Source organism: Pseudomonas sp. S2_E02 (genome assembly GCF_054668355.1).
In genome coordinates, this window is record NZ_CP162761.1 from 596,756 (window position 1) to 616,885 (window position 20,130).

The following is a 20,130-nucleotide window of genomic DNA, read 5'->3' on the forward strand; positions in this document are numbered from 1 at the left end:
ATTCACCTCATTGCTCCTTGAACGCGCTGTTGACGCGGTCGAGCAGGGGTTTCAACAGGTAGCTGAGCAGGTTGCGCTCGCCGGTCTTGATGGTGACCGAAGCAGGCATGCCGGCACGGATGTGATTGTCGCCGAGCATGGCCATACCGGCTTGAGTCACTTCGATCTGGGCCAGGTAATAAGGTTGTTTGTTGTCCTCACTCATCAAGCGGTCGGCAGAGATGGTCAGCACCTTGCCGGGAATGTTGGGCGTCTGCACATGGTTGAACGCGGGGAACGAAATCATCACCGGCAGCCCGGGGTTCATGCGGTCGATGGCCTGGACCGGAATCATCGCATCGATTTGCAGCGGCTCATGGGCGGGGACGATTTCCATGATCTTGAAACCGGGGGCGATGACTCCGCCGACGGTCGACACACTCAAGCCCTGGACGATGCCGTCGATGGGCGAGCGGATCACCGTGTGCCGCACCTGATAGTCCAGCGCCTGCAAGCGATCGGTGAGGGCGCTGTTTTCCTTCTGCACATCGGCCAGCAGCGACTGTACTTCCTTGCGGTAGTCGTACTCGCGCTGAATGATGCGTAACTTGATATCGGCGGCCTGGCCCCGGGCGCGGGCGATGTTGTTGAGGTTATCGGCCTGAGAGGCATTCAGGTCGGAACCGGTACGCTCCAGTTCCAGCATGCGGTTGCGCGGCACGTAGCCTTCGGCGGCGAGTTGGCGCACGCCTGTCAGTTCCTGATTGAGGAAGCCGATCTGTGATGAGCGGGCGTTGTAGACGCGCTGCAGCCCCTTGATTTGCGCGTCGGCGGAGTTGAGCGACTCGCGCAGAATATCGAGCTCGCCGGCGAGGCTGGCGCGGCGCGTTTCGAACAGATGACGCTGCAGGCGGATCGCCTCGTTCAGGTGCTCATTGTCGGCGTAGCGCTGCAGCATGAGCGGGTCGAAGACCACCTCCGATAAACCGTCGCGCTCGGCTTGCAGACGGTTTTCCATGGTTTTCGTGGCGATGAATTGGGCGTTGACCACTCCTTGCTCGGAGAGCGCCTGAGTGGCATCGAGCCTGACCAGTTCCTGATCCTTGCTGACGTTGTCGCCTTCCCGTACCAGAATTGCGTCAATGGTGCCGCCGGTCTGGTGCTGAATGGCCTTGCGGTTACTGGTGACCTTGACCGTGGCGGTGGCAACGATCCCCGCGTCCAGCGGCGCGAGCCATGACCAGAGTAAAAAACTGCCGAAGCCGACGATCACCAACAGCACGCCCCAGCGCGCCGGGCGTCGGTCGTCGACGTCGATCTCGGCCACTGCACGTAGCAGTTCCTGGCCATGCGGGTCAACGCTCAAGGCCCCCATTTACTCTCTCCCGCGCACGGCTGACAGGGTGGGTGAGCCCACGGTCGGCAGCACACTGGTTTGGCGCAACGCCGCGAATACCTCTTCCCGTGGGCCGAACAATTGGGTGCTGCCTTCGCGCAGCATCAGGATTTTATCGACGGTGCCGAGGATGCTCGGCCTATGGCTGATCAACACCGTGGTGCAGCGCCGCTGCTTCAGGTCCTCCAGCACTTCGATCAGTGCTTTCTCGCCGGCATCGTCGAGGTTGGCGTTGGGTTCATCGAGCACAATCAGCGAAGGTTCGCCATACAGCGCTCGGGCCAGGCCGATGCGTTGACGCTGACCACCGGACAACGGGTTACCGTCGACGTCCAGTGTGGTGTCGTAACCTCGGGCAAAACGCAGGATCATGTCGTGTACGCCGGCGCGCCTGGCGGCGATGATCACCGCTTCACTGTCGAGGTTGCCGAAACGCGCGATGTTGTCGGCGATGGTCCCTTCGAACAATTCCACGTCCTGCGGCAGGTAGCCGATCCACGGGCCCAACTCTTGTTTGTTCCACAGGTAGACGTCGGCGCCGTCGAGTCGCACCTTGCCGCTGAGCGCCGGCCAGATACCGACCAGTAAACGCGCCAGGGTCGATTTGCCCGACGCCGAAGGTCCGATGATGCCCAGTGATTCACCCGGTGAAAGGTTGAAGTTAGGCCCGTGAATGATGGCTTGCGTCATGCCCGGCGCACCCGCGTGCAGGTGTTCCACCGAGATCATGCCCAACGGTTTTTGCAGTTTCATCGCATCGGCGCGGGCCGGGAAGTCCTGCAACAGGCTCCTCAGGCGCGCCCAGGCACGACGACTGGTCAGCAGTTGTTTCCAGGCACCAATCAGCTGTTCAACGGGGGCCAGCGCCCGACCACTGAGTATGGAACAGGCGATCATCATGCCCGGTGTGATCGAACCTTCGATGGCCAGCAAGGCGCCGGTGCCGAGGATCAGCGATTGCAAGGTAATGCGCACAAAACGCCCCAGCCCGCTGATGTAGGCCGCGCGATCCGAGGCCAGGGTCTGCATTTGCAGAATCTGCAGATGGCTGCCAAACCAGCGGCCGGTGATTGCCGGCAGCATGCCCATCGCTTCGATGACTTCGGCATTGCGCAAATTGTTGTTGGCGAATGTGCCTGAGACCTGAGCCGCCATATTGGCTTCGGCCAAGGGCTTTTTCGTGGCGATTTCGGTGAGCCAGGTCAGCGCCACCAGGATCAGCGAGCCGCACAGGGTGACGATGCCCAGCAACGGGTGAATCAGGTAAGCGACAAACAGGTAGATCGGCGTCCACGGCGCGTCGAAAAAGGCGAACAGTCCGTTGCCGGTCAAAAACTGGCGTACCTGGGCAAGGTCCTGCAGCGCCTGGGCGGGGTTGCCGCCGGCGCGTTGCAAGTTGCGCTCGAACGCGGCGGTGAACACTCGACGATTGAGGGCCATGTCGAGGCGGTTGCCGACCCGGATCATCACACGAGTGCGCACGACTTCGAGCATCGCCAGCAAGGTGTACAGGCCGATCATCAAAAAGGTCAGCATCAACAGGGTGGTGAGGTTGCTGCTGACCAGCGCCCGGTCATACACCTGCAGCATGTAGATGGCAGGAGAGAGCATCAGCACGTTGATCACACCACTGAATCCGGCCAGGGAATAAAGCGTGTGGCGCAGCCGAAAAAACACGTCGGCAAACTCGGATCGCGGGTGATTTTTCTTGTTCATCGCAAAGTTCCAGTGCCGTGGCCTGATGTACCTCAGCGTAGGAGAGCGACTGTTGGTCGGATGGCCACCAGGGCCGGGTTTTCGCTGGCGCTATATTTCTGACGGTTTTTTATTGATTTAGAAACAACGGTTTGCCGGCCTGTTTTGTGGTCGCTTGTTACGCGGATGGCTTGTTGACGGCGAAAAATCGCCCGACTTAAGTCTAATTTTGGCGCTGGCGACCCTGTTTGCACCGGATCGAAGCCCGACGGCTGGGCCGGTTAGCTGCTATTAATCAATGGGAGTTAAAACGCATGGCCTTTTTCAGGAGCGCGTCATGAATCCTTTCATCCGCATCGGCATTGCCGATGATCATCCTCTGCTGCGTGAAGGTGTTGCCAACACGCTGAGGAAAAGGGCAGACCTGCAAGTCGTGGAACAGGGCGGCAGTGCAGACGAGGCACGGGATATTGCTCAGCGGATGAGACCGGACGTGATGTTGATGGACGTCAACATGCCGGGTGACGTGTTTGCCGCAGTGAAGTTCATCTCCACGCAATTACCGCAGGTGAAAGTGCTGATGCTGACGGTGTCAGAGTCTGAGGATGACGCCTATTCAGCCCTGGAAGCGGGCGCGCGCGGCTATGTGTTGAAAGGGGTCAGCGGGCCGGACCTGGTGTTGGCGATCCGCTCGATTGCCAGAGGCGAAACTTTTATCACGCCCGAGTTTGCCAACAGGCTGCTGAGCAATTTCAAAAAGCATGAAGCTGAAGTGCGCAAGATCGATCTCACCCATCGGGAAGAGCAGATCATTCGCGAAGTCTCCAAAGGCCTGACCAACAAAGAGGTGGCATCCAAGCTGTTTATCAGTGAAAAAACCGTCAAGTACTACATGACCTGCGTGATGCAGAAGTTGCACGCACGCAATCGTGTGGAAGCGGTCACGGCGCTCAGGCGTCACTGGGAACGCGAGGCTGTCGGACGCTTGCACATCAACCCGGTGCCGACGCCGCTGGATGTTCACGGGGGCTCCTGACTACCACTTCAATTGCGCGCTGACAGCAGTGCCGACGCCCGGCGAGGACTCGATACTGAACGCGCCGCCCAGTGACTCCACGCGATAGCGCAAACCGGCCAGTCCGAGGCGGTTTCGGCCGTGGCCATCGACCACTAAAGCGTCGGCCGCCATGCCCGGCCCATCGTCTTTGACGGTGATGGTCAGTGTTCCTTCCTGGTGATTCGCGGTGATCGTCTGACCTTTGCCTTGGGCATGTCGGTAGGCATTGTTCAATGCCTCCTGAACAAATCGGTAAAGGCACAGTTTGACCGGCAGTGGCGCCGAGTCGGGCAATGGCGCGACATCCAGTTGCACTTTGCTGCCCGTGCGTTGCTCATGCCGCTGGGCCACCAGCTGCAGTTCTTGCGTCAGGGTCAAATCATTGATTTCCGGAAGGGCCAGGCCTCGTGAAAGGTCGCGCACCTCACGCAGGGCGTCGGTGGCGGCGCCGCGGATGGTTTCCAGCGACTCTTGATCCAGTGTCGTGCAGTGCTCGGCCAAGTCATCCAGGCGGATCAGAATCAGGGTCAGCAGTTGGGCCGGCCCGTCGTGCAGATCGGCGCCAATGCGGCGCAGGGTCAATTCGTTGATGCGCGAGAACTCTTGGGTCGCGGTGTTGACTTTGCGATGCAGGGCCGCGTTGCTGATGTGCAGTCGGGTCTGCTCCAGCAGCCGCATTCGCAGGGTGACCTGTTGACGCTGGATGATCTGGTCGCTGCGCCGGACGATGAAAAACAGCAGCGTCAGCATTGCCAGCGTGGCCGTTCCGACCACCAGCCATACTTGTTGGCGTACCCGATTGATTTCCTGTTCGAGGCTTTCCGCTTTTTCGTAGAACTCGCCCACGGCGATGATTTTCCGGGTATTGAACTCGCGAAGCGGTGCATAGATTTCGTAGAGCGGGACGTTGAGCTTGCGTTCGAATTCGTTCTCTTCCTGATCCAGGTCTTCAAGGTCAGTGACCACGTTGCCTTTGACCGCCTCGGCAATTTCATCCATCGGGAACTGGCGGTTGGTGATGGATTTGTCCGTGCTGTAAACCACCGTGCCGTCGGCTCGCCAGATCTTGATCGAGACAATGTGGCGCTTCAGCGAGCGGCTTTCCATCAGCCGGTCCAGGGATTTGACGCTGGTGGGGGACAGGCCGTTATCGCGACTCATCTCCTGCACGTAAGGCTCCAGAAACGCTTCCATGTAATGCGCGCCAGCCTCGGCAGCGCTTTGTACGGCTGCACGCTCAATACGTGCACTTACCAGTTTGCCGACGAAAAACATCGTCAACCCCAGTATCAGTGCAGCGGCCAGTACAAACTGCGTAGAGCGGCTCAGATGGCGCGCGCGCGACCTAACACGCAAATGCCAGGCCCTTCTGTGAGCGGGTTCCGGTTCGACCAAAGTCTCGGTTTCATCGGCGACAAAAGTCTCGTTTTTTGATTGGACTTTTGCATCTTTTGCCATTGCGTCGATTTCCTGATGATCGTGGTAAGTCGGTTGAAAAACCTTGCGAGCCAACGGATATCCGGAGTTTGCCATGTACCAGCTAAAGCGCTTCACCCTCAATGCCAACGATGTTTCGTTCCTTGAGCAGCAAGTGTCATTTCCGACTATCCATATCGTTGGCTACGACAGCGCCGGCCAGCCGCTTTACGGCTATGACGGTTCCGATGGCAACGTCCATGTGCTCGGCTTGCTTGGCAGTTTCAATCCCCTCGACACACCGCCCGGGGAAACTGTCTGGTACAACGGCGCCCGCGATCCGATCGGTCTGCGCAACGTCTCGGGCCACTTCAACAACCTGACCCAGGATGGACAGAGTTGGGGCAGTTTCGGTCAGAACTTCATCCGGCTGACCCATTCCGATTACAGTCACTACGTTCAGCAAAACCTGAGTAACGACGCCTTGACCGGCGCTGGCGTTCCGGCAGGCGCCACGCCCATGTCTGACAGTAGTTCACTCTATAGCGATCCGACAGCATCGCTGGTGGACTACACGCCACGGATGATCAGCCAGACCATCGTCAGCGGCGGCGTCACCTTTGCCACAGACGCCAATGGCCATATCCAGCACACCGCCACGGGCGTGGCGATCGTCACCGATCCCGGCATCCTCGGCACCATTGGTGAAGTCGACACCAGTGCTCCAGACTCCGGTCAGTACTACATCCGTAACCAGAACACTGTGTCGGGCGACCCGTCGACCACGGGCTGGTTCACCCTGTTCGGACAGTTCTTCGACCACGGGCTGGACTTCATCAACAAGCCCAATCAGAACGCGACGATCACCATTCCGCTGGCGCCGGACGATCCGCTCTACGGTACGATCGGGCCGGACGGGCAGCCGGTGTATTCGATCAAGGTTCATCGGGCCTCCGTGGCTGAAGTGGACGGCCAAGGGCAGGCGCAGTACGTCAACCTCGACTCGCCCTACATTGATCAAAACCAGACCTACGGCTCCAATGACGCCGTCACGCAGTTGTTGCGCCAGTGGGTGGCGGATCCGAATCATCCGGGGCAATTTATCGCCGGCGCAGCGCTGTTCGATGGCACGACCCTGAGCGATGAAGCGGCCTGGACACTCAACGGCGTGCTGACCCACCAAACCCTGCCGACGCTGAGCGAATTGCGTGCCCATGTGCTGGCCACCGGTCGTGATGATCTGACCTGGGACGACATCGCCAACTTCCGCGTGCGCGATGCCCATGGCCATGTGCTCGATGCCGATCCCAACACGGCTGGGGTGCAGGTGGTGTACACCCGTGAGGCGCTGTTGCTGGACATGAACCCGCACTTCGATGACGCGCATATCGACCAGGCCCGCCTGATGTCGCTGGACTCACATATCACCAGCATCACCTTCGACGCCAATAACCCATACGGCATGGTCGTCAACTACGATAATGCCGGGCCGAAGAATCTGTTCAGTTTCGTCAACTTTGCCGATTTCACCATCAGCTCGGCGCCGGGCAGTGCCGATTACGCGGTGGCCAACGAGTTGTTGCTGCAGTCGGTCGGTGATCACTACATTGCCGGCGACGGGCGGGTGAACGAAAACTTCGGTCTCACGGCGATTCATCACGTGTTCCACGAAGACCACAACGTGCAGCTGATCAACCTGCAGAACGAAGTGCTGAGCCAGACCGACGTCAATGTCCGGCATAACTGGCAAGTTCAGATCAGCAATGGCAGCGGCGGTTTTTACACCGATGCCAATGGCAACTTCACCTTGGCCGATGGCGTTACGGTGTCCTGGGATCAGGACAAGCTGTTCTACGCCGCCAAACTCACCGTGGAGATGGAATACCAGCACGTGGCGATCGACCAGTACGCTCGGCTGATCACGCCGGACCTGCCCGAATTCGTCACCTATGACTCGGGCATCAACACCAATATCTCGCTGGAATACGGTCAAGCCGCGTTCCGCTTCGGCCACTCGCAACTGCGCGAAACCATTGACGCGCTGGAGAAAAACGCCAGTGGCGGCTACGACCTGACGGGCGCAATCACCCACTATGCGCTGGAGCAGGCCTTCCTCAATCCGGGCGGTTTTGCCGAAGTGGGGCCGACCGCGATTGCGCTGGGCATGACCCGGCAGATCAGCAACGAAATCGATGAGTTCGTTACCCCGGCGTTGCAGCAAGGTTTGCTCGGCCAGCCATTGGATCTGGCGACCATCAACCTAGCACGCGGTCGGGATCTGGGGCTGCCAACCCTGAACCAGGCGCGGCAGCAGATCCACGATGCGTTGATCGCCGAACGGGCGTCACCGGCCGGTACGCAGCACCACACCAACCTGATCGTTGACGGCCTGACGCCCTATACCAGCTGGAGCGACTTCGCCAACAACATGATTCACCCCGAGTCGCTGGTGAACTTCATTGCGGCCTATTCGTTCGACGGTGATATTGCGCACGCCCAGGCCATTATCGATGCAGATGCAACCGGCCTGACCACCAACTATGCCGGCGGCAGTGTGACGGCAGAGCAAGCGGCCTATTTCCTCTCCGGTGCGGCAGATCCTGCCGGCAATCACGTGGCAGGTTATGACGGTTACAACGCGATCGATCTGTGGATCGGCGGGCTGGCGGAAAAACATGTGTACACCGGGCAACTGGGCACCACCTTCAACGCCATCTTCGAAGACCAGATGGAACGGCTGATGGACGGCGACCGCTTCTACTACCTGTTCCGCCTCGACCTCGGCTTGCCAGCGATGACCAACCTCAACGAGCAGGTGGTCACCGAGCAGTTCAAGGACATCATCGAACGCACCACCGACGCGCGGCACCTGGCCGGTGATGTGTTTGGCTATGCCGACAGCTACGTCGAGTTGAGCTACACCGACTCCGGTTCCAGCGCGACCGCGTACAAGAGCGAACACAAGTACGGCACGCTGATCGAAGCCAATCACATGGGGGTCTACTCCACCGGGGGCGTCGGCGGGATCGGTGGCAACGGCTTGCTGGTGAGCCTGAGCAATCCGGAAACGCACACCGCGCAAACCTACATCCGTGACTATCGGCCGGATCAGGGCGAGAACCCTGACGGCACCGCAGCCGTGGGCTACAACTCTCACGAGGTGCTGGTCGGTACTGACTACAACGACTGGCTCGATGCCGGTGACGGCGACGATACGATCTACGGCGAGGGCGGCGACGACATCCTTGATGGCAAGGCCGGCGCCGACCATATCTACGGCGGCGACGGTAACGACGTGATCTACGGTGGCGACATCGAGGACTTCCTCGATGGCGGTGAGGGTGACGACACGATCTATGCCGGTACCAGCGCTGGAGCCCTGGACGTGGTCATCGGCGGCAACGGCAATGATCACCTCTATGGCGAAGCCGGTATTGATGAGCTGTACGGTGGCGCTGGTAACGACTATATCGACGCCGGTGGCGACACCGACCTGGTGCATGGCGGCGACGGCAACGATGAAATCTATGGCGGCGACGGCCCGGACATCCTCTTCGGCGAAGACGGCGACGACATCATTTCCGGCGGCTCCACTGGTGACCAGGAATTTGGTGGTGCCGGCGACGACATTTTGCTGCCGGGGCTCGGTGGTGCTCCCGGCCAGGGCGATGGCGATGAGGCCATTGGTGATGTCGGCTTCGACATTGCCGCGTTCAGCGACGTGAACATCGCGCTGGATGCGGCGGCGGACCTGAACAACCAGAACATCGTCGCCGCTCCGGGTACCGGCGTGCTGTTCCAGCCGTTCAACGCCTTGCTCACCGACATTGAAGGGCTGATCGGTTCGCGCTTCAGTGACAGTCGGCCCAACAGCGCCTCGCCGGCCAATCCGACGGCCGGCCTGATCGGCAACACGACCGAGAACTGGCTGATTGGCGGCAGCGGCGATGATGTCGCCCAAGGCAACGGTGGCAATGATGTGATTGTCGGCGATTCGATCAAACTTGCCGACCTCAATCACTTGCTCGCCAGCCAGGGCTTTGCCGAGCATTTCACTAGCCTGCAGGCCAGCCGTCCGGATTTCATTCTGGGCGACAATCACGCCGCACCCGGCACGGCGGATGGTGCAGCCGATACCGCAATCCTCAGTGGCAACTTCGCCGACTACAGCATCACCAAGTTCACCGACACCCGTCCGGGTGGCGAGTTGATCACTGCGTTCAAAGTCGTCGATCTTCGTGTGGGGGCGGCCAATGTCGACGGCACTGACATCGTGATCGGTGTGGAAAAACTGCGTTTTGCCGATCGCACGGTCAATCTGAGCATCAATAACCATCTACCGACCGGCAATGTCGCTGTGTCCGGATTTGCCACCGCGCCGACCACGCCCGCTCGGCCGGTGCCGGCGCAATACCGGCTGACCGCGAACACCTCGGCGATTCAGGATGCCGACGGTTTACCCGGACCAAGCGGCTTCTCCTATCAATGGCAGGCACTGGCAGGCGCTGCGTGGCTGAACATCGCCGGCGCGAATGCTTCGACATTTGCTCCGACTTCGGCACAGTTCGGTCAACAGGTGCGAGTGCTGACCACCTACACCGACAATAACGGCACCGTGGAGCAATTGACTTCAGATCCGACGGAAGCGGTCGGACGCTTTATCGAAGGCACCAACTTCTTCAGCAACACCCTCAATGGCACCAACTATCAGGACATCCTGATGGGCTACTCGGGCAACGATGTGCTCAATGGTGGCCTCGGCTCGGATCTGCTGGATGGCGGTAGCGGCAACGACACGATGCGTGGCAATGCCGGCAACGACATCTACGTGGTCGACGCCAATGGCGATGTGGTGCAGGAAAACCTCAATGAGGGCACCGACACTGTGACGTCGTCGATCAGTTACACCCTGGGCGCCAACGTCGAGAACCTGACCTTGCTCGGCTCGGCCAATATCAATGGCACCGGGAACGCTCTGGACAACGTCATCACCGGCAACAGTGGCAACAACCAGCTCACCGGGCTGGCCGGCAATGACACGCTGTCCGGTGGTGCTGGCAACGACACGATGCTGGCGTCGCTCAACGATGGTAATGACCATTATGACGGCGGCACCGGCACCGACACCTATGATCTGTCAGCCACTTCGGCGGCAGCCACTGTGGACTTGCAGGCGGGCACCTCGACCAGCACACAGACCGGCAGTGACACATTGACCGGCATTGAGAACATCAACGGCAGTTCCGGCAATGATCATATCCAGGGCGACGGCGCCAGCAACGTGCTGCAAGGTCAGGGCGGCAATGACTGGCTGGACGGTGGCAGCGGTAACGACACGCTGGTCGGCGGTCAAGGCCTGGACAGTGTGTTTGGTGGCCAGGGCAATGACACTCTGCGCGCGTCGGTCAGCGACGGCAATGACACCTATGACGGCGGTGGCGACAACGATACATACGACTTGTCGGGCACGTCGGCCAATGCCACGGTCAACCTGGCGACCGGCTTGGCGAGCAGCTCGCAGACCGGTAGCGACACACTGATCAACGTTGAAAACGTGATCGGCAGCAGCGGTGCCAACACCTTGACTGGCGATGCTGGCAACAACGTCCTGACGGGGCAGGGCAGCAGCGACACACTCGCCGGCGGAGGTGGCAATGACACGCTCGAAGGCGGCGGCAATCGCGACATCCTGTCTGGCGGCGCAGGCAATGATTTGTTTGTGTTCTCTGCCACAGGCGACTCGGGAACGACGATTTTCACGCGCGATGTCATCAATGATTTCACTCAGGGGCAGGATCATATTGATCTGTCACTGATTGACTCGCGAACTTCCGGCGCCGGCTCGGCCGGTAATCAGGATTTCACGTTCCTCGGCGAATGGAATGGCGTGGGTACCGAGTTCAGTAATCAGTCACAACTGAAGTATCACTTCGTGAACGTTGGCGGCGTGGATCACACCTATGTGGAGGGCAATGTAAACACGGGATCTGGAGCGGATATTCAAATCGATCTGGTTGGGCATGTTGCGCTGACAGCGAGTGACTTTGTCGGCGTGGTTTGAATCGGCAACCGGTAAAAAGGCGCCCACCTCAGGAAGGGGGCGCCTTTTTCGTGGACGGCATTTGGCAATCAAGGAATCGGACCCAGCGCACGGTGAATCAAATCCAGACGCAATGCCTCTCAGCGTTTGAGAAACGCCAGCAGATCCTCATTCAATGCCTGCGCATGCGTCACCGCAAAACCATGCGGCGCCCCGGCGTAAACCTTCAATTCAGCCCCTTTGATCTGCGCCGCCGCCTGTTTGCCGGTGGTTTCGAACGGCACGATCTGGTCGCCGTCGCCATGAATCACCAGCGTCGGCACGTCGATCCTGGCCATGTCCGGGCGGAAATCGGTTTCCGAGAACGCCGTGACGCAATCCACGGTGCCTTTGAGCGAGGCCATCAGAGCAATATTCAGCGTTTGCGTGAGCACGCCGTCGGAGACTTTCTGGCCTTGATTGGTGCCATAGAACGGCGCGGCGAAATCGGCGATGAACTGCGCACGATCCTGCAGCAGGCCGGCCTTGATGCCGTCAAACACTGAAGTATCGACGCCCTGCGGGAAGTCGGCTTTCTTGCCGAACAGCGGTGTCACCGCGCCCAATAACACCAGACCGGCAACGCGCTCGCTGCCATGCCGGGCGATGTAGCGGCTGACGTCGCCGCCGCCCATGGAAAAGCCCACCAGCGTCACGTCACGCAGGTCCAAATGGTTGATCAGCTGCGCGATGTCATCGGCGAAGGTGTCGTAGTCATATCCGGTCCACGGCTGATCGGAACGGCCGAAACCGCGACGATCAAAGGCAATGGTGCGATAGCCACGGCTGCTCAGGTATTCCATCTGGTATTCCCACATGTCGGCATCCAGCGGCCAGCCGTGGCTGAACAGCACAGGTTTACCGCTGCCCCAATCCTTGTAGTAAATCTCGGTACCGTCTTGCGTGGTGAAGGTGCTCATGGAAACTCCTGCGTCAGGGATCGCGAGTGATGCCGAAATGGCGACATTCACTATCAACGCAAAGCGATCCGGCTACTTGTATGCAGGTGCTGGTTTTGCGTCGGTCCAGGCGTGAACGTGTCTTGCAGTTGTATGATGCAACTGTGAGCCGCGAGGCCAATCGACGAATGCATGGAGTACTCCTACGTGAAACGCAAAAGTTTGCAGGGCAATGCCTGCCCGGTCGCCCGGACGCTGGACCTGATTGGTGACTGGTGGTCGTTGCTGATCATTCGTGACGCGCTGGACGGGATTCGCCGTTTCAATGATTTTCAGAAGAGTCTGGATATCGCCAAGAACATGCTCAGCGCGCGCCTCAAAGGCCTGGTGGAGCAGGGCATCCTGCAAGCGCTGCCAGCGGCCGATGGCGGCGCCTATAAGGAATACGTGCTGACAGAGCGCGGCAAAGCCTTGCAGACGGTGATCGTCGCGCTGTCGCAGTGGGGCGCTGAATTCATGTACGCGCCGGGTGAGCCGGGCTCGGTGATGGTCGATGCGAAGAACCGTCAACCGATTCGCAAGCTGACTTTAACGGCGGCCGATGGTCGCGCGCTGGCCCCCGAGGACGTCGCTACGCGACTGGGCGTTGAACACTGAAAGGCGGGGCTGCTTGAACTGAGTTAATCGCTGCCGCCAAGTCAATGAAAACGGGCCCTTGCGGCTCCCACACCCGGTGACACTGACCTTATCCGTAACCGCCAGAATCGCCTGCTCGAAGAGCAGCAGGGCTCAAGGAACTGCCCGGAAAGGACGCCAAGCCTGCGCAACCGGCAGCCCCCAACTGTTCCTCAGTCGGTTCTGGATAGCTTGGGATTGAACTGATGAAAATTTATAAAGGTAGTATTTCTAAAAAGTCATTGAACCTGTTCGTATCGGATATTGGTTCCGGGGAGTTTTTTTCGTATGTCGGGAATCTGGTTTCACTGGAGCAAACCATTTCTGTTCTAGGTTTGCTTTCTCCTGATTTTATTGAGCTTGACGGCCACGTTTTCTGGTTGCCTAACGCTGAGCAATACGACCCGCAAAAATTTCCCTTGAAGGGGCTGGTCGAGACTGAAACGGGTGTGTTGGAAAAAAGTGCATTGCGTAGAGATGTTGAACGATACAGAAATGTTTTTTCAGTAAATCAGTTCTTTTCAAAGTGGGAAGATGCGCCGGACCGACCCGTATTTAAGGTTGGTCTGTCGGAAGAAGACTATCGTCTTTGTCATTTGTTTGCCGAACACCTCACTGGATATTGGAAGCGCGCATTATCAGACTGCTTTCCAGGGAAGGTGTTTCAGTTTGAAATCGCTGACGATCTGCTCGACGAATATGGCGTTTGTCTCACATTCTGGCAGTCGTAGTTGCAGCCTCCAGCAGAACTGGGATGCACCCAATGAAAATCAAGCTTTGACTGAAGAAGAAGTTCAGCGGGTTATTGATGAAGTCGAGGTGGAACTCTCCAGAACGGGACACATGCTTGACGTCGAGAAGTGACTCGGCGGAGCGGGCTATCCTGGAAGCGTCTCTGGTAGCTTCTTGCCTGTGGCCAAAGAAAACGCCCCGAACAATTTCGGGGCGTTTTCATTTACCGAACACTGGATGCTGAGTGCTTAGCGAAACGCCGGCACCACATGCTTGATAAACAGCTCCAACGACTTCTTCTTCTCCTCATGCGGCAAGCTGTTGTCACACCAGAAACTGAACTCATCCACCCCCAGTTCCTGGTAGTACTTGATCCGCGGAATGATCTCCTCCGGCGTCCCGATCATCGCCGTTTTGTGCAAACTCTCCAGCTCAAACTCCGGACGCCCGGCAAACTTCTCTTCCGGGCTCGGCGCGAGGAAACCGTTGACCGGCGTCTCCTTGTTACCAAACCACGCATCGAAAGTGCGGTAGAAGCGTGAAATAGCTTTCGCGCCGACTTTCCAGCCATCCGGATTATCAGCGGTGTGCACGTGAGTGTGGCGCAGCACCATCAATTGCGGACGCGGCACATCCGGGTTGTTATCCAGCGCAGTCTGGAACTTGTTCTTCAGGTCGAGGACTTCTTCGTCGCCCTTCATCAGCGGCGTGACCATCACGTTGCAGCCGTTGGCCACGGCGAAGTTATGCGAATCCGGGTCGCGGGCGGCGATCCACATCGGCGGGTTTGGCTTCTGGATCGGCTTCGGTACGCTGGTGGAAGTGGGGAATTTCCAGATGTCGCCGTCGTGGGCGTAGTCGCCTTGCCACAGGGCGCGGACCACCGGGACCATTTCGCGCAATGCCTGACCGCCCGATGAGGCGGGCATACCGCCGGCCATGCGATCGAATTCAACCTGATAGGCGCCACGGGCCAGGCCGACTTCCATGCGACCGTTGCTGATCACGTCGAGCAGCGCGCATTCACCGGCGACCCGCAGCGGGTGCCAGAACGGCGCGATGATGGTGCCGGCGCCGAGGTGGATGGTCGTGGTTTTCGCGGCGAGGTAGGCGAGCAGCGGCATCGGGCTTGGCGAGATGGTGTATTCCATGGCGTGGTGTTCGCCGATCCACACGGTGCTGAAACCGCCGGCTTCGGCCATCAGGGTCAGTTCGGTGAGGTCTTCGAACAGTTGGCGGTGGCTGACGCTTTCGTCCCAGCGTTCCATGTGGATGAACAGGGAAAATTTCATGACGCTTCCTCGGATCTTTTGTTGTTGAGGCTACAAAACTTGTAGGAGTGAGCCTGCTCGCGATGGCGGTGTGTCAGAAAACATATCGACATCGGATAAATCGCTATCGCGAGCAGGCTCACTCCTACAGTTGATTTGTGCGGGGCTGACGATCAGGCCAGGACGGGCAGGGCGCCCATCTTGCCGTGGCAATACACCAGCGGTCCGGCGATTTGCTCGGGAACGATCAGGTTCTTCACCGCGCCGACCATGATGGCGTGGTCGCCACCTTCGTATTCGCGCCACAGCTCACACTCGATGATAGCTGTCGCGTTGGCCAGGATCGGGTTACCCAGTTCGCTCAAGGTCCATTCGATGCCTTGCGCCTTGTCCTTGCCTTTGCGGGCGAAGGCGTAGGCTTCGCTTTGCTGTCCGCCGGAGAGAACGTGAATGGCAAAGCGCTTGTTCTTGATCAGCACCGGGTAGGAATCAGAGCTGTAGTTGGGGCAGAACAGCACCAGCGCCGGGTCCATCGACAGCGAGCTGAATGCACTGGCGGTCAGGCCGACGATCTGCCCGTCATCGTCCAGCGTGGTGATAACGGTTACGCCGGACGGGAACGAGCCCATGACTTGTTTGTAGATGGCGGCATCGATCATTGGTCGGTCCTCGGGTGATGTGTTGCTGTTTTTATGTGTTTGTTGGTCTGATGGTATACCAGTATTCGATCTTTGCAAGGGCTTTTAAGCTGAACCGATAAACGTGCCGCGTTCGTCGGAAACTCAGCATTTACGGGGCTTTCGGCTGGTCTGCAGGCCACGGTTTCAGCGAGGATGGCGTATCAGCTGGCGTCGTAAACTACGGATCAGTCTTGTGAATTGTTTGGAATACCATAATATGGTCTGCATCTGAGGGGCGGCCAGAGAGTCCCCCCGGTTTGGCTTCATACAACGATAAGAACAGACAAACTCGAGTTCATGCATATGTCCCAGATGTCCCGGCAAGATCCGTTGATCGAGAACCATACGGTCGACTACGTCCCACTCGCGGAACGCCACGGGAAGGCCCGCGACCTATTCACTCTTTGGTTCAGCACCAACATTGCGCCACTGCCCATCGTCACCGGCGCCATGGTGGTTCAGGTGTTCCATCTCGATTTGCTCTGGGGGCTGCTGGCGATTGCGCTGGGGCACATGATCGGCGGCGTGGTGATCGCGCTGGCCTCGGCGCAAGGCCCGCGCATGGGCATTCCGCAGATGGTCCAGAGTCGCGGCCAGTTCGGCCGTTATGGCGCGCTGTTGATCGTGTTTTTTGCGGCGATCATCTACATCGGCTTTTTCATTTCCAACATCGTCCTGGCCGGCAAATCCATCGTCGGCATTGCGCCGTCTGTGCCGGCGCCATTGAGCATTCTCATCGGCGCACTGGCGGCCACGGCGATTGGTGTGATCGGCTACAACTTCATTCACACGCTGAACCGCATCGGCACTTGGGTGATGGGCAGCGCGTTGCTCGCCGGGTTCATCTATATCTTTGCCCATGACTTGCCGGCGGACTTTCTCACTCGCGGCAGTTTTAACTTGTCCGGCTGGCTGGCGACGGTATCGCTGGGGATCATCTGGCAGATCAGTTTCTCGCCTTACGTGTCCGATTACTCGCGTTACCTGCCGGCGGACATTGGCATAGCCAAGCCATTCTGGGCGACTTATCTGGGCGCAACGCTGGGCACGATTCTGTCGTTCAGCTTTGGCGCCGTGGCGGTGCTGGCGACCCCGGAAGGCACCGAAGCGATGGTCGCGGTCAAGCAATCGACCGGGTGGCTCGGGCCGATTCTGATGGTGTTGTTTCTGCTGAATATCATCAGCCACAACGCGCTGAATCTGTATGGCGCGGTGCTGTCGATCATCACCTCGATCCAGACCTTCGCCAGCCAATGGACGCCGAGCATCAAGGTGCGCGTGGTGTTGTCGAGCGTGGTGCTCGCGGGTTGCTGCGTGGTAGCACTGGGTGCGTCGGCGGACTTCATTTCCGAGTTCATCGGTTTGATTCTGGCGCTGCTGCTGGTGCTGGTACCGTGGGCATCAATCAACCTGATCGACTTCTACCTGATCAAGCGCGGCTGCTACGACATCACCTCGATCTTCCGCGCTGATGGCGGGGTTTACGGGCACTTTAATCTCCACGCGATCATTGCCTACTTCATCGGCATTATTGTGCAGTTGCCATTCGCCAACACCTCGCTATACGTCGGGCCGTACGCCAATCTGGTCGAGGGCGCGGACTTGTCCTGGCTGGTGGGCCTGGTGGTCACCGTGCCGTTGTATTACTGCCTGGCCACACGCGGCCAGACTCAGCAAAGCAGGGCGGCGAGATTGGGTTACACCGACTGAGCTGATCCGTTACTCGACAATGCCCGGCCAAGTGCCGGGCATTGTTGTTTCCGCATCCCGGCGGTCAATCAAATTGGCCACATCGATCCCCTTTTGGCCCATCCCCCACTTTGCTCCAGCTACGCTGTCAGCAAGAATCAAAACCACAACAAGATGCTCGACCCTTTTTACCCTTGGCTACCTTTACAGCCGCTGCCGTGTACAGAACATAAAAACCATCGAACTCACGCTGCCTTTTGGGGAACAACCATGGTCACGATGAAACGCATTCTGGGTGCCACTGTGTGTGGGCTGACGCTGCTGGCCGGCGCTGTCCAGGCTGAGCAACGCGAACTGCGCGTGTACAACTGGGCGGACTACATCCTGCCGTCCGTGCCCAAGGATTTCGCCGCAAAAAGCGGCATCAAAGTGACCTGGGACACCTTCGACACTAACGAATCCCTCGAAGCCAAGCTGCTGACCGGCAACTCCGGTTACGACCTGGTGGTGCCGTCGAACCAGTTCCTCGAAACGCAGATCAAGGCTGGCGTATTTCAGAAACTGGATAAATCGAAACTGCCGAACTGGAGCCATCAGGATCCGGAACTGTTGAAACTGCTGGGCAAGAACGATCCGGGCAACCAGTACGGCGTGCCTTACATGGTCGGCACTGTGCTGATCGGCTTCAACCCGGCCAAAGTCAAAGCGGCACTGGGCGACAACGCGCCGGTGGACAGCTGGGATCTGGTGTTCAAACCGGAGAATATGGAAAAGCTCAAATCCTGCGGCGTGGCGATGCTTGACTCGCCGACGGAAATCCTCCCGTTGGCCCTGCATTACCTGGGCCTCGACCCGAACAGCCAGAACCCCGCCGACTATGAAAAGGCCAAGGAGCTGATGCTCAAGGTTCGTCCGTACGTGACCTACTTCAACTCGGCCAAGTACATGACCGACATCGCCAACGGCGACATCTGCGTGGCGATCGGTTACTCCGGCAGCTTCTATCAGTTCGGCAACCGCGCCAAAGAGGCGAAAAACGGCGTAGTGGTCGACTGGCGTCTGCCCAAGGAAGGCGCGCCGATCTGGTTCGACACCTTCGCGATTCCGAAGAGCGCGAAGAACGTCGCCGAAGCGCATGAATTCCTCAACAACCTGCTCGATCCGAAAGTGATCGCACCGATCAGCGACTTCCTCGGCTACCCGAATGCGAACAAGGATTCGATGCCGCTGATCAACAAGGAAATCACCGGTAACCCGAACCTTACACCGACCCCGGAAGCACTGAAAAACCTCTACGTCGTGCAGCCGTTGCCGCAGAAACTTGAGCGCGTGCGTACTCGCGTTTGGACCAGTATCAAGTCTGACAAATAGATATGGGCTGAACGAAATCCCTGTGGGAGCGAGCTTGCTCGCGAAGGCGTCAGATCATCCAGCATCATCGTTGAATGACACACCGCTTTCGCGAGCAAGCTCGCTCCCACAGGTTTATGTAGGGTGTCATTCGGTGCGGCGTTCGGCATCTTTGGTCATCACCAGGCTCAGCAAAACCGAACTCAGGATGACCCCACCCACCACCGCCAGCGACCATTCCACCGGCATGTGCAACCACGGCATCAACACCATCTTGCCGCCGATAAACACCAACACAATCGCCAGCCCATACTTGAGCAGATGAAAGCGGTCCGCCATATCTGCCAGCAGAAAATACAGCGCGCGCAGGCCCATGATCGCGAAGATATTCGAGGTGAAGACAATGAACGGATCAGTCGTCACGGCGAAGATCGCCGGGATGCTGTCGACCGCGAACATCAGGTCACTGGCCTCGATCAGCACCAGCACCAGAAACATCGGCGTGGCCCAGCGCACGCCATTCTGCAAGACGAAAAACCGTTCGCCATGAAAGCTGCTGGTGATGCGCATATGCCCGCGCACCCAGCGCAGCAACGGATTCTTGTCCAGGTCCGGCTGATGCTCGGCAAACACCAGCATCTTGATCCCGGTGATGATCAGGAACACGCCGAACGCGTACAGCAGCCACTCGAACTGCGACACCAGCCACACACCGGCGAAAATCATCACCGCGCGCATCACTATTGCCCCGAGCACGCCGTACAGCAGCACCCGCCGCTGTAACTCCGGCGGTACGGCGAAGTAGCTGAAGATCATTACGAAGACGAACATGTTGTCGATCGACAGCGATTGTTCGATCAGATAACCGGTGAGGAATTCGAGGGTTTTCTGCCGGGCGATCTCGGCGCCGAACGCACCGTGCAAATACCACCAGAGCAGCGCCGCGAAACTCAGTGCCAGCAGGCACCAGGCGATGACCCAGGACAAGGCTTCGCGAACCGACACCCGGTGCGCCTTGCGCCCACCGAAGACAAACAGGTCCAATGCCAGCATGGCAAGCACGAAGACGATGAAGGCGGCCCACATCCACGGTTCGCCGATATTGAGGTTGGTGGCTGGCATGTCACGCTCCCTGTCTATTCTTGGATTGGGGTCAGACGAGGCCATGCTAGCGACGAGTTTGCGGCAAAGAAAAATCGTTTATTTCTACGC

At 58.7% G+C, this 20,130-nt stretch carries 14 protein-coding genes; 7 read left to right on the forward strand and 7 right to left on the reverse strand.

Annotated elements, in window-relative coordinates:
* Positions 1-7: 7 nt before the first annotated feature.
* Together AB4O01_RS02655 and AB4O01_RS02660 are read right to left on the reverse strand one after the other, a co-directional pair.
* Complete coding sequence (locus tag AB4O01_RS02655) at positions 8-1,354, reverse strand: HlyD family type I secretion periplasmic adaptor subunit (RefSeq protein ID WP_460090587.1); 1,347 nt, start codon at positions 1,352-1,354, stop codon at positions 8-10.
* On the reverse strand, positions 1,355-3,091 hold the full coding sequence (locus tag AB4O01_RS02660; protein ID WP_460090588.1) for a type I secretion system permease/ATPase: 1,737 nt from the start codon (positions 3,089-3,091) through the stop codon (positions 1,355-1,357). It abuts the gene before it with no gap.
* 316 nt (positions 3,092-3,407) lie between these two features.
* Between AB4O01_RS02660 and AB4O01_RS02665 the strand changes: the two genes are divergently transcribed.
* Positions 3,408-4,106 carry a response regulator transcription factor gene (locus AB4O01_RS02665; RefSeq protein ID WP_320337042.1) on the forward strand — a complete coding sequence of 233 codons (699 nt, stop codon included), beginning with the start codon at positions 3,408-3,410 and terminating at the stop codon, positions 4,104-4,106.
* Here AB4O01_RS02665 and AB4O01_RS02670 read toward each other — a convergent pair whose 3' ends face one another.
* A complete protein-coding gene (locus AB4O01_RS02670; RefSeq protein WP_460090589.1) occupies positions 4,107-5,585 on the reverse strand; it encodes a sensor histidine kinase in 1,479 nt (492 codons plus the stop codon). It abuts the gene before it with no gap.
* A 73-nt stretch (positions 5,586-5,658) separates the two neighbouring features.
* On the opposite strand from AB4O01_RS02670, the gene AB4O01_RS02675 reads away from it, so the two are divergent.
* Positions 5,659-11,604: a peroxidase family protein gene (locus AB4O01_RS02675; protein WP_460090590.1), complete on the forward strand. Its 5,946-nt coding sequence runs from the start codon at positions 5,659-5,661 to the stop codon at positions 11,602-11,604.
* 119 nt (positions 11,605-11,723) lie between these two features.
* Here the strand turns inward: AB4O01_RS02675 and AB4O01_RS02680 are convergent, their stop codons facing one another.
* On the reverse strand, positions 11,724-12,542 hold the full coding sequence (locus AB4O01_RS02680) for an alpha/beta fold hydrolase (protein ID WP_320337039.1): 819 nt from the start codon (positions 12,540-12,542) through the stop codon (positions 11,724-11,726).
* A gap of 186 nt (positions 12,543-12,728) precedes the next feature.
* On the opposite strand from AB4O01_RS02680, the gene AB4O01_RS02685 reads away from it, so the two are divergent.
* From AB4O01_RS02685 to AB4O01_RS02695, 3 genes are all read left to right on the forward strand, one after another.
* The gene (locus AB4O01_RS02685; RefSeq protein WP_311886616.1) at positions 12,729-13,178 is read left to right on the forward strand and encodes a winged helix-turn-helix transcriptional regulator; all 450 of its coding nucleotides are present in this window, start codon (positions 12,729-12,731) and stop codon (positions 13,176-13,178) included.
* Positions 13,179-13,402: 224 nt separating this feature from the next.
* Positions 13,403-13,927, forward strand: a complete 525-nt coding sequence (locus tag AB4O01_RS02690) for a hypothetical protein (protein WP_016987067.1) — start codon at positions 13,403-13,405, stop codon at positions 13,925-13,927.
* Positions 13,896-14,060 (forward strand): Imm74 family immunity protein, encoded by a 165-nt coding sequence (locus AB4O01_RS02695; RefSeq protein ID WP_080761988.1) that lies wholly within the window; start codon positions 13,896-13,898, stop codon positions 14,058-14,060. Before AB4O01_RS02690 ends, AB4O01_RS02695 begins: the two co-directional genes overlap by 32 nt.
* Before the next feature lie 116 nt (positions 14,061-14,176).
* On the opposite strand, the gene AB4O01_RS02700 is transcribed toward AB4O01_RS02695, so the two are convergent.
* Both AB4O01_RS02700 and AB4O01_RS02705 read right to left on the reverse strand, forming a co-directional pair.
* Positions 14,177-15,220 carry an LLM class flavin-dependent oxidoreductase gene (locus tag AB4O01_RS02700; RefSeq protein ID WP_093437590.1) on the reverse strand — a complete coding sequence of 348 codons (1,044 nt, stop codon included), beginning with the start codon at positions 15,218-15,220 and terminating at the stop codon, positions 14,177-14,179.
* A 152-nt stretch (positions 15,221-15,372) separates the two neighbouring features.
* Positions 15,373-15,858, reverse strand: coding sequence for a flavin reductase family protein (locus AB4O01_RS02705; RefSeq protein ID WP_016987069.1), 486 nt, complete (start codon positions 15,856-15,858; stop codon positions 15,373-15,375).
* A gap of 324 nt (positions 15,859-16,182) precedes the next feature.
* On the opposite strand from AB4O01_RS02705, the gene AB4O01_RS02710 reads away from it, so the two are divergent.
* Both AB4O01_RS02710 and AB4O01_RS02715 read left to right on the forward strand, forming a co-directional pair.
* On the forward strand, positions 16,183-17,589 hold the full coding sequence (locus tag AB4O01_RS02710) for a purine-cytosine permease family protein (protein WP_460090592.1): 1,407 nt from the start codon (positions 16,183-16,185) through the stop codon (positions 17,587-17,589).
* Positions 17,590-17,838: 249 nt separating this feature from the next.
* On the forward strand, positions 17,839-18,939 hold the full coding sequence (locus tag AB4O01_RS02715) for a polyamine ABC transporter substrate-binding protein (RefSeq protein ID WP_099758767.1): 1,101 nt from the start codon (positions 17,839-17,841) through the stop codon (positions 18,937-18,939).
* A gap of 126 nt (positions 18,940-19,065) precedes the next feature.
* Here AB4O01_RS02715 and AB4O01_RS02720 read toward each other — a convergent pair whose 3' ends face one another.
* Positions 19,066-20,040 carry a TerC family protein gene (locus AB4O01_RS02720; RefSeq protein ID WP_460090594.1) on the reverse strand — a complete coding sequence of 325 codons (975 nt, stop codon included), beginning with the start codon at positions 20,038-20,040 and terminating at the stop codon, positions 19,066-19,068.
* Positions 20,041-20,130: the final 90 nt, after the last annotated feature.

Excerpts from the sequence above, each read along its gene's own strand:
- AB4O01_RS02655 (WP_460090587.1), bottom strand. The coding sequence starts at position 1,354 with ATGGGGGCCTTGAGCGTTGACCCGCATGGCCAGGAACTGCTACGTGCA.
- AB4O01_RS02660 (WP_460090588.1), bottom strand. The coding sequence starts at position 3,091 with ATGAACAAGAAAAATCACCCGCGATCCGAGTTTGCCGACGTGTTTTTT.
- AB4O01_RS02665 (WP_320337042.1), top strand. The coding sequence starts at position 3,408 with ATGAATCCTTTCATCCGCATCGGCATTGCCGATGATCATCCTCTGCTG.
- AB4O01_RS02670 (WP_460090589.1), bottom strand. The coding sequence starts at position 5,585 with ATGGCAAAAGATGCAAAAGTCCAATCAAAAAACGAGACTTTTGTCGCC.
- AB4O01_RS02675 (WP_460090590.1), top strand. The coding sequence starts at position 5,659 with ATGTACCAGCTAAAGCGCTTCACCCTCAATGCCAACGATGTTTCGTTC.
- AB4O01_RS02680 (WP_320337039.1), bottom strand. The coding sequence starts at position 12,542 with ATGAGCACCTTCACCACGCAAGACGGTACCGAGATTTACTACAAGGAT.
- AB4O01_RS02690 (WP_016987067.1), top strand. The coding sequence starts at position 13,403 with ATGAAAATTTATAAAGGTAGTATTTCTAAAAAGTCATTGAACCTGTTC.
- AB4O01_RS02695 (WP_080761988.1), top strand. The coding sequence starts at position 13,896 with ATGGCGTTTGTCTCACATTCTGGCAGTCGTAGTTGCAGCCTCCAGCAG.
- AB4O01_RS02700 (WP_093437590.1), bottom strand. The coding sequence starts at position 15,220 with ATGAAATTTTCCCTGTTCATCCACATGGAACGCTGGGACGAAAGCGTC.
- AB4O01_RS02705 (WP_016987069.1), bottom strand. The coding sequence starts at position 15,858 with ATGATCGATGCCGCCATCTACAAACAAGTCATGGGCTCGTTCCCGTCC.
- AB4O01_RS02710 (WP_460090592.1), top strand. The coding sequence starts at position 16,183 with ATGTCCCAGATGTCCCGGCAAGATCCGTTGATCGAGAACCATACGGTC.
- AB4O01_RS02715 (WP_099758767.1), top strand. The coding sequence starts at position 17,839 with ATGGTCACGATGAAACGCATTCTGGGTGCCACTGTGTGTGGGCTGACG.
- AB4O01_RS02720 (WP_460090594.1), bottom strand. The coding sequence starts at position 20,040 with ATGCCAGCCACCAACCTCAATATCGGCGAACCGTGGATGTGGGCCGCC.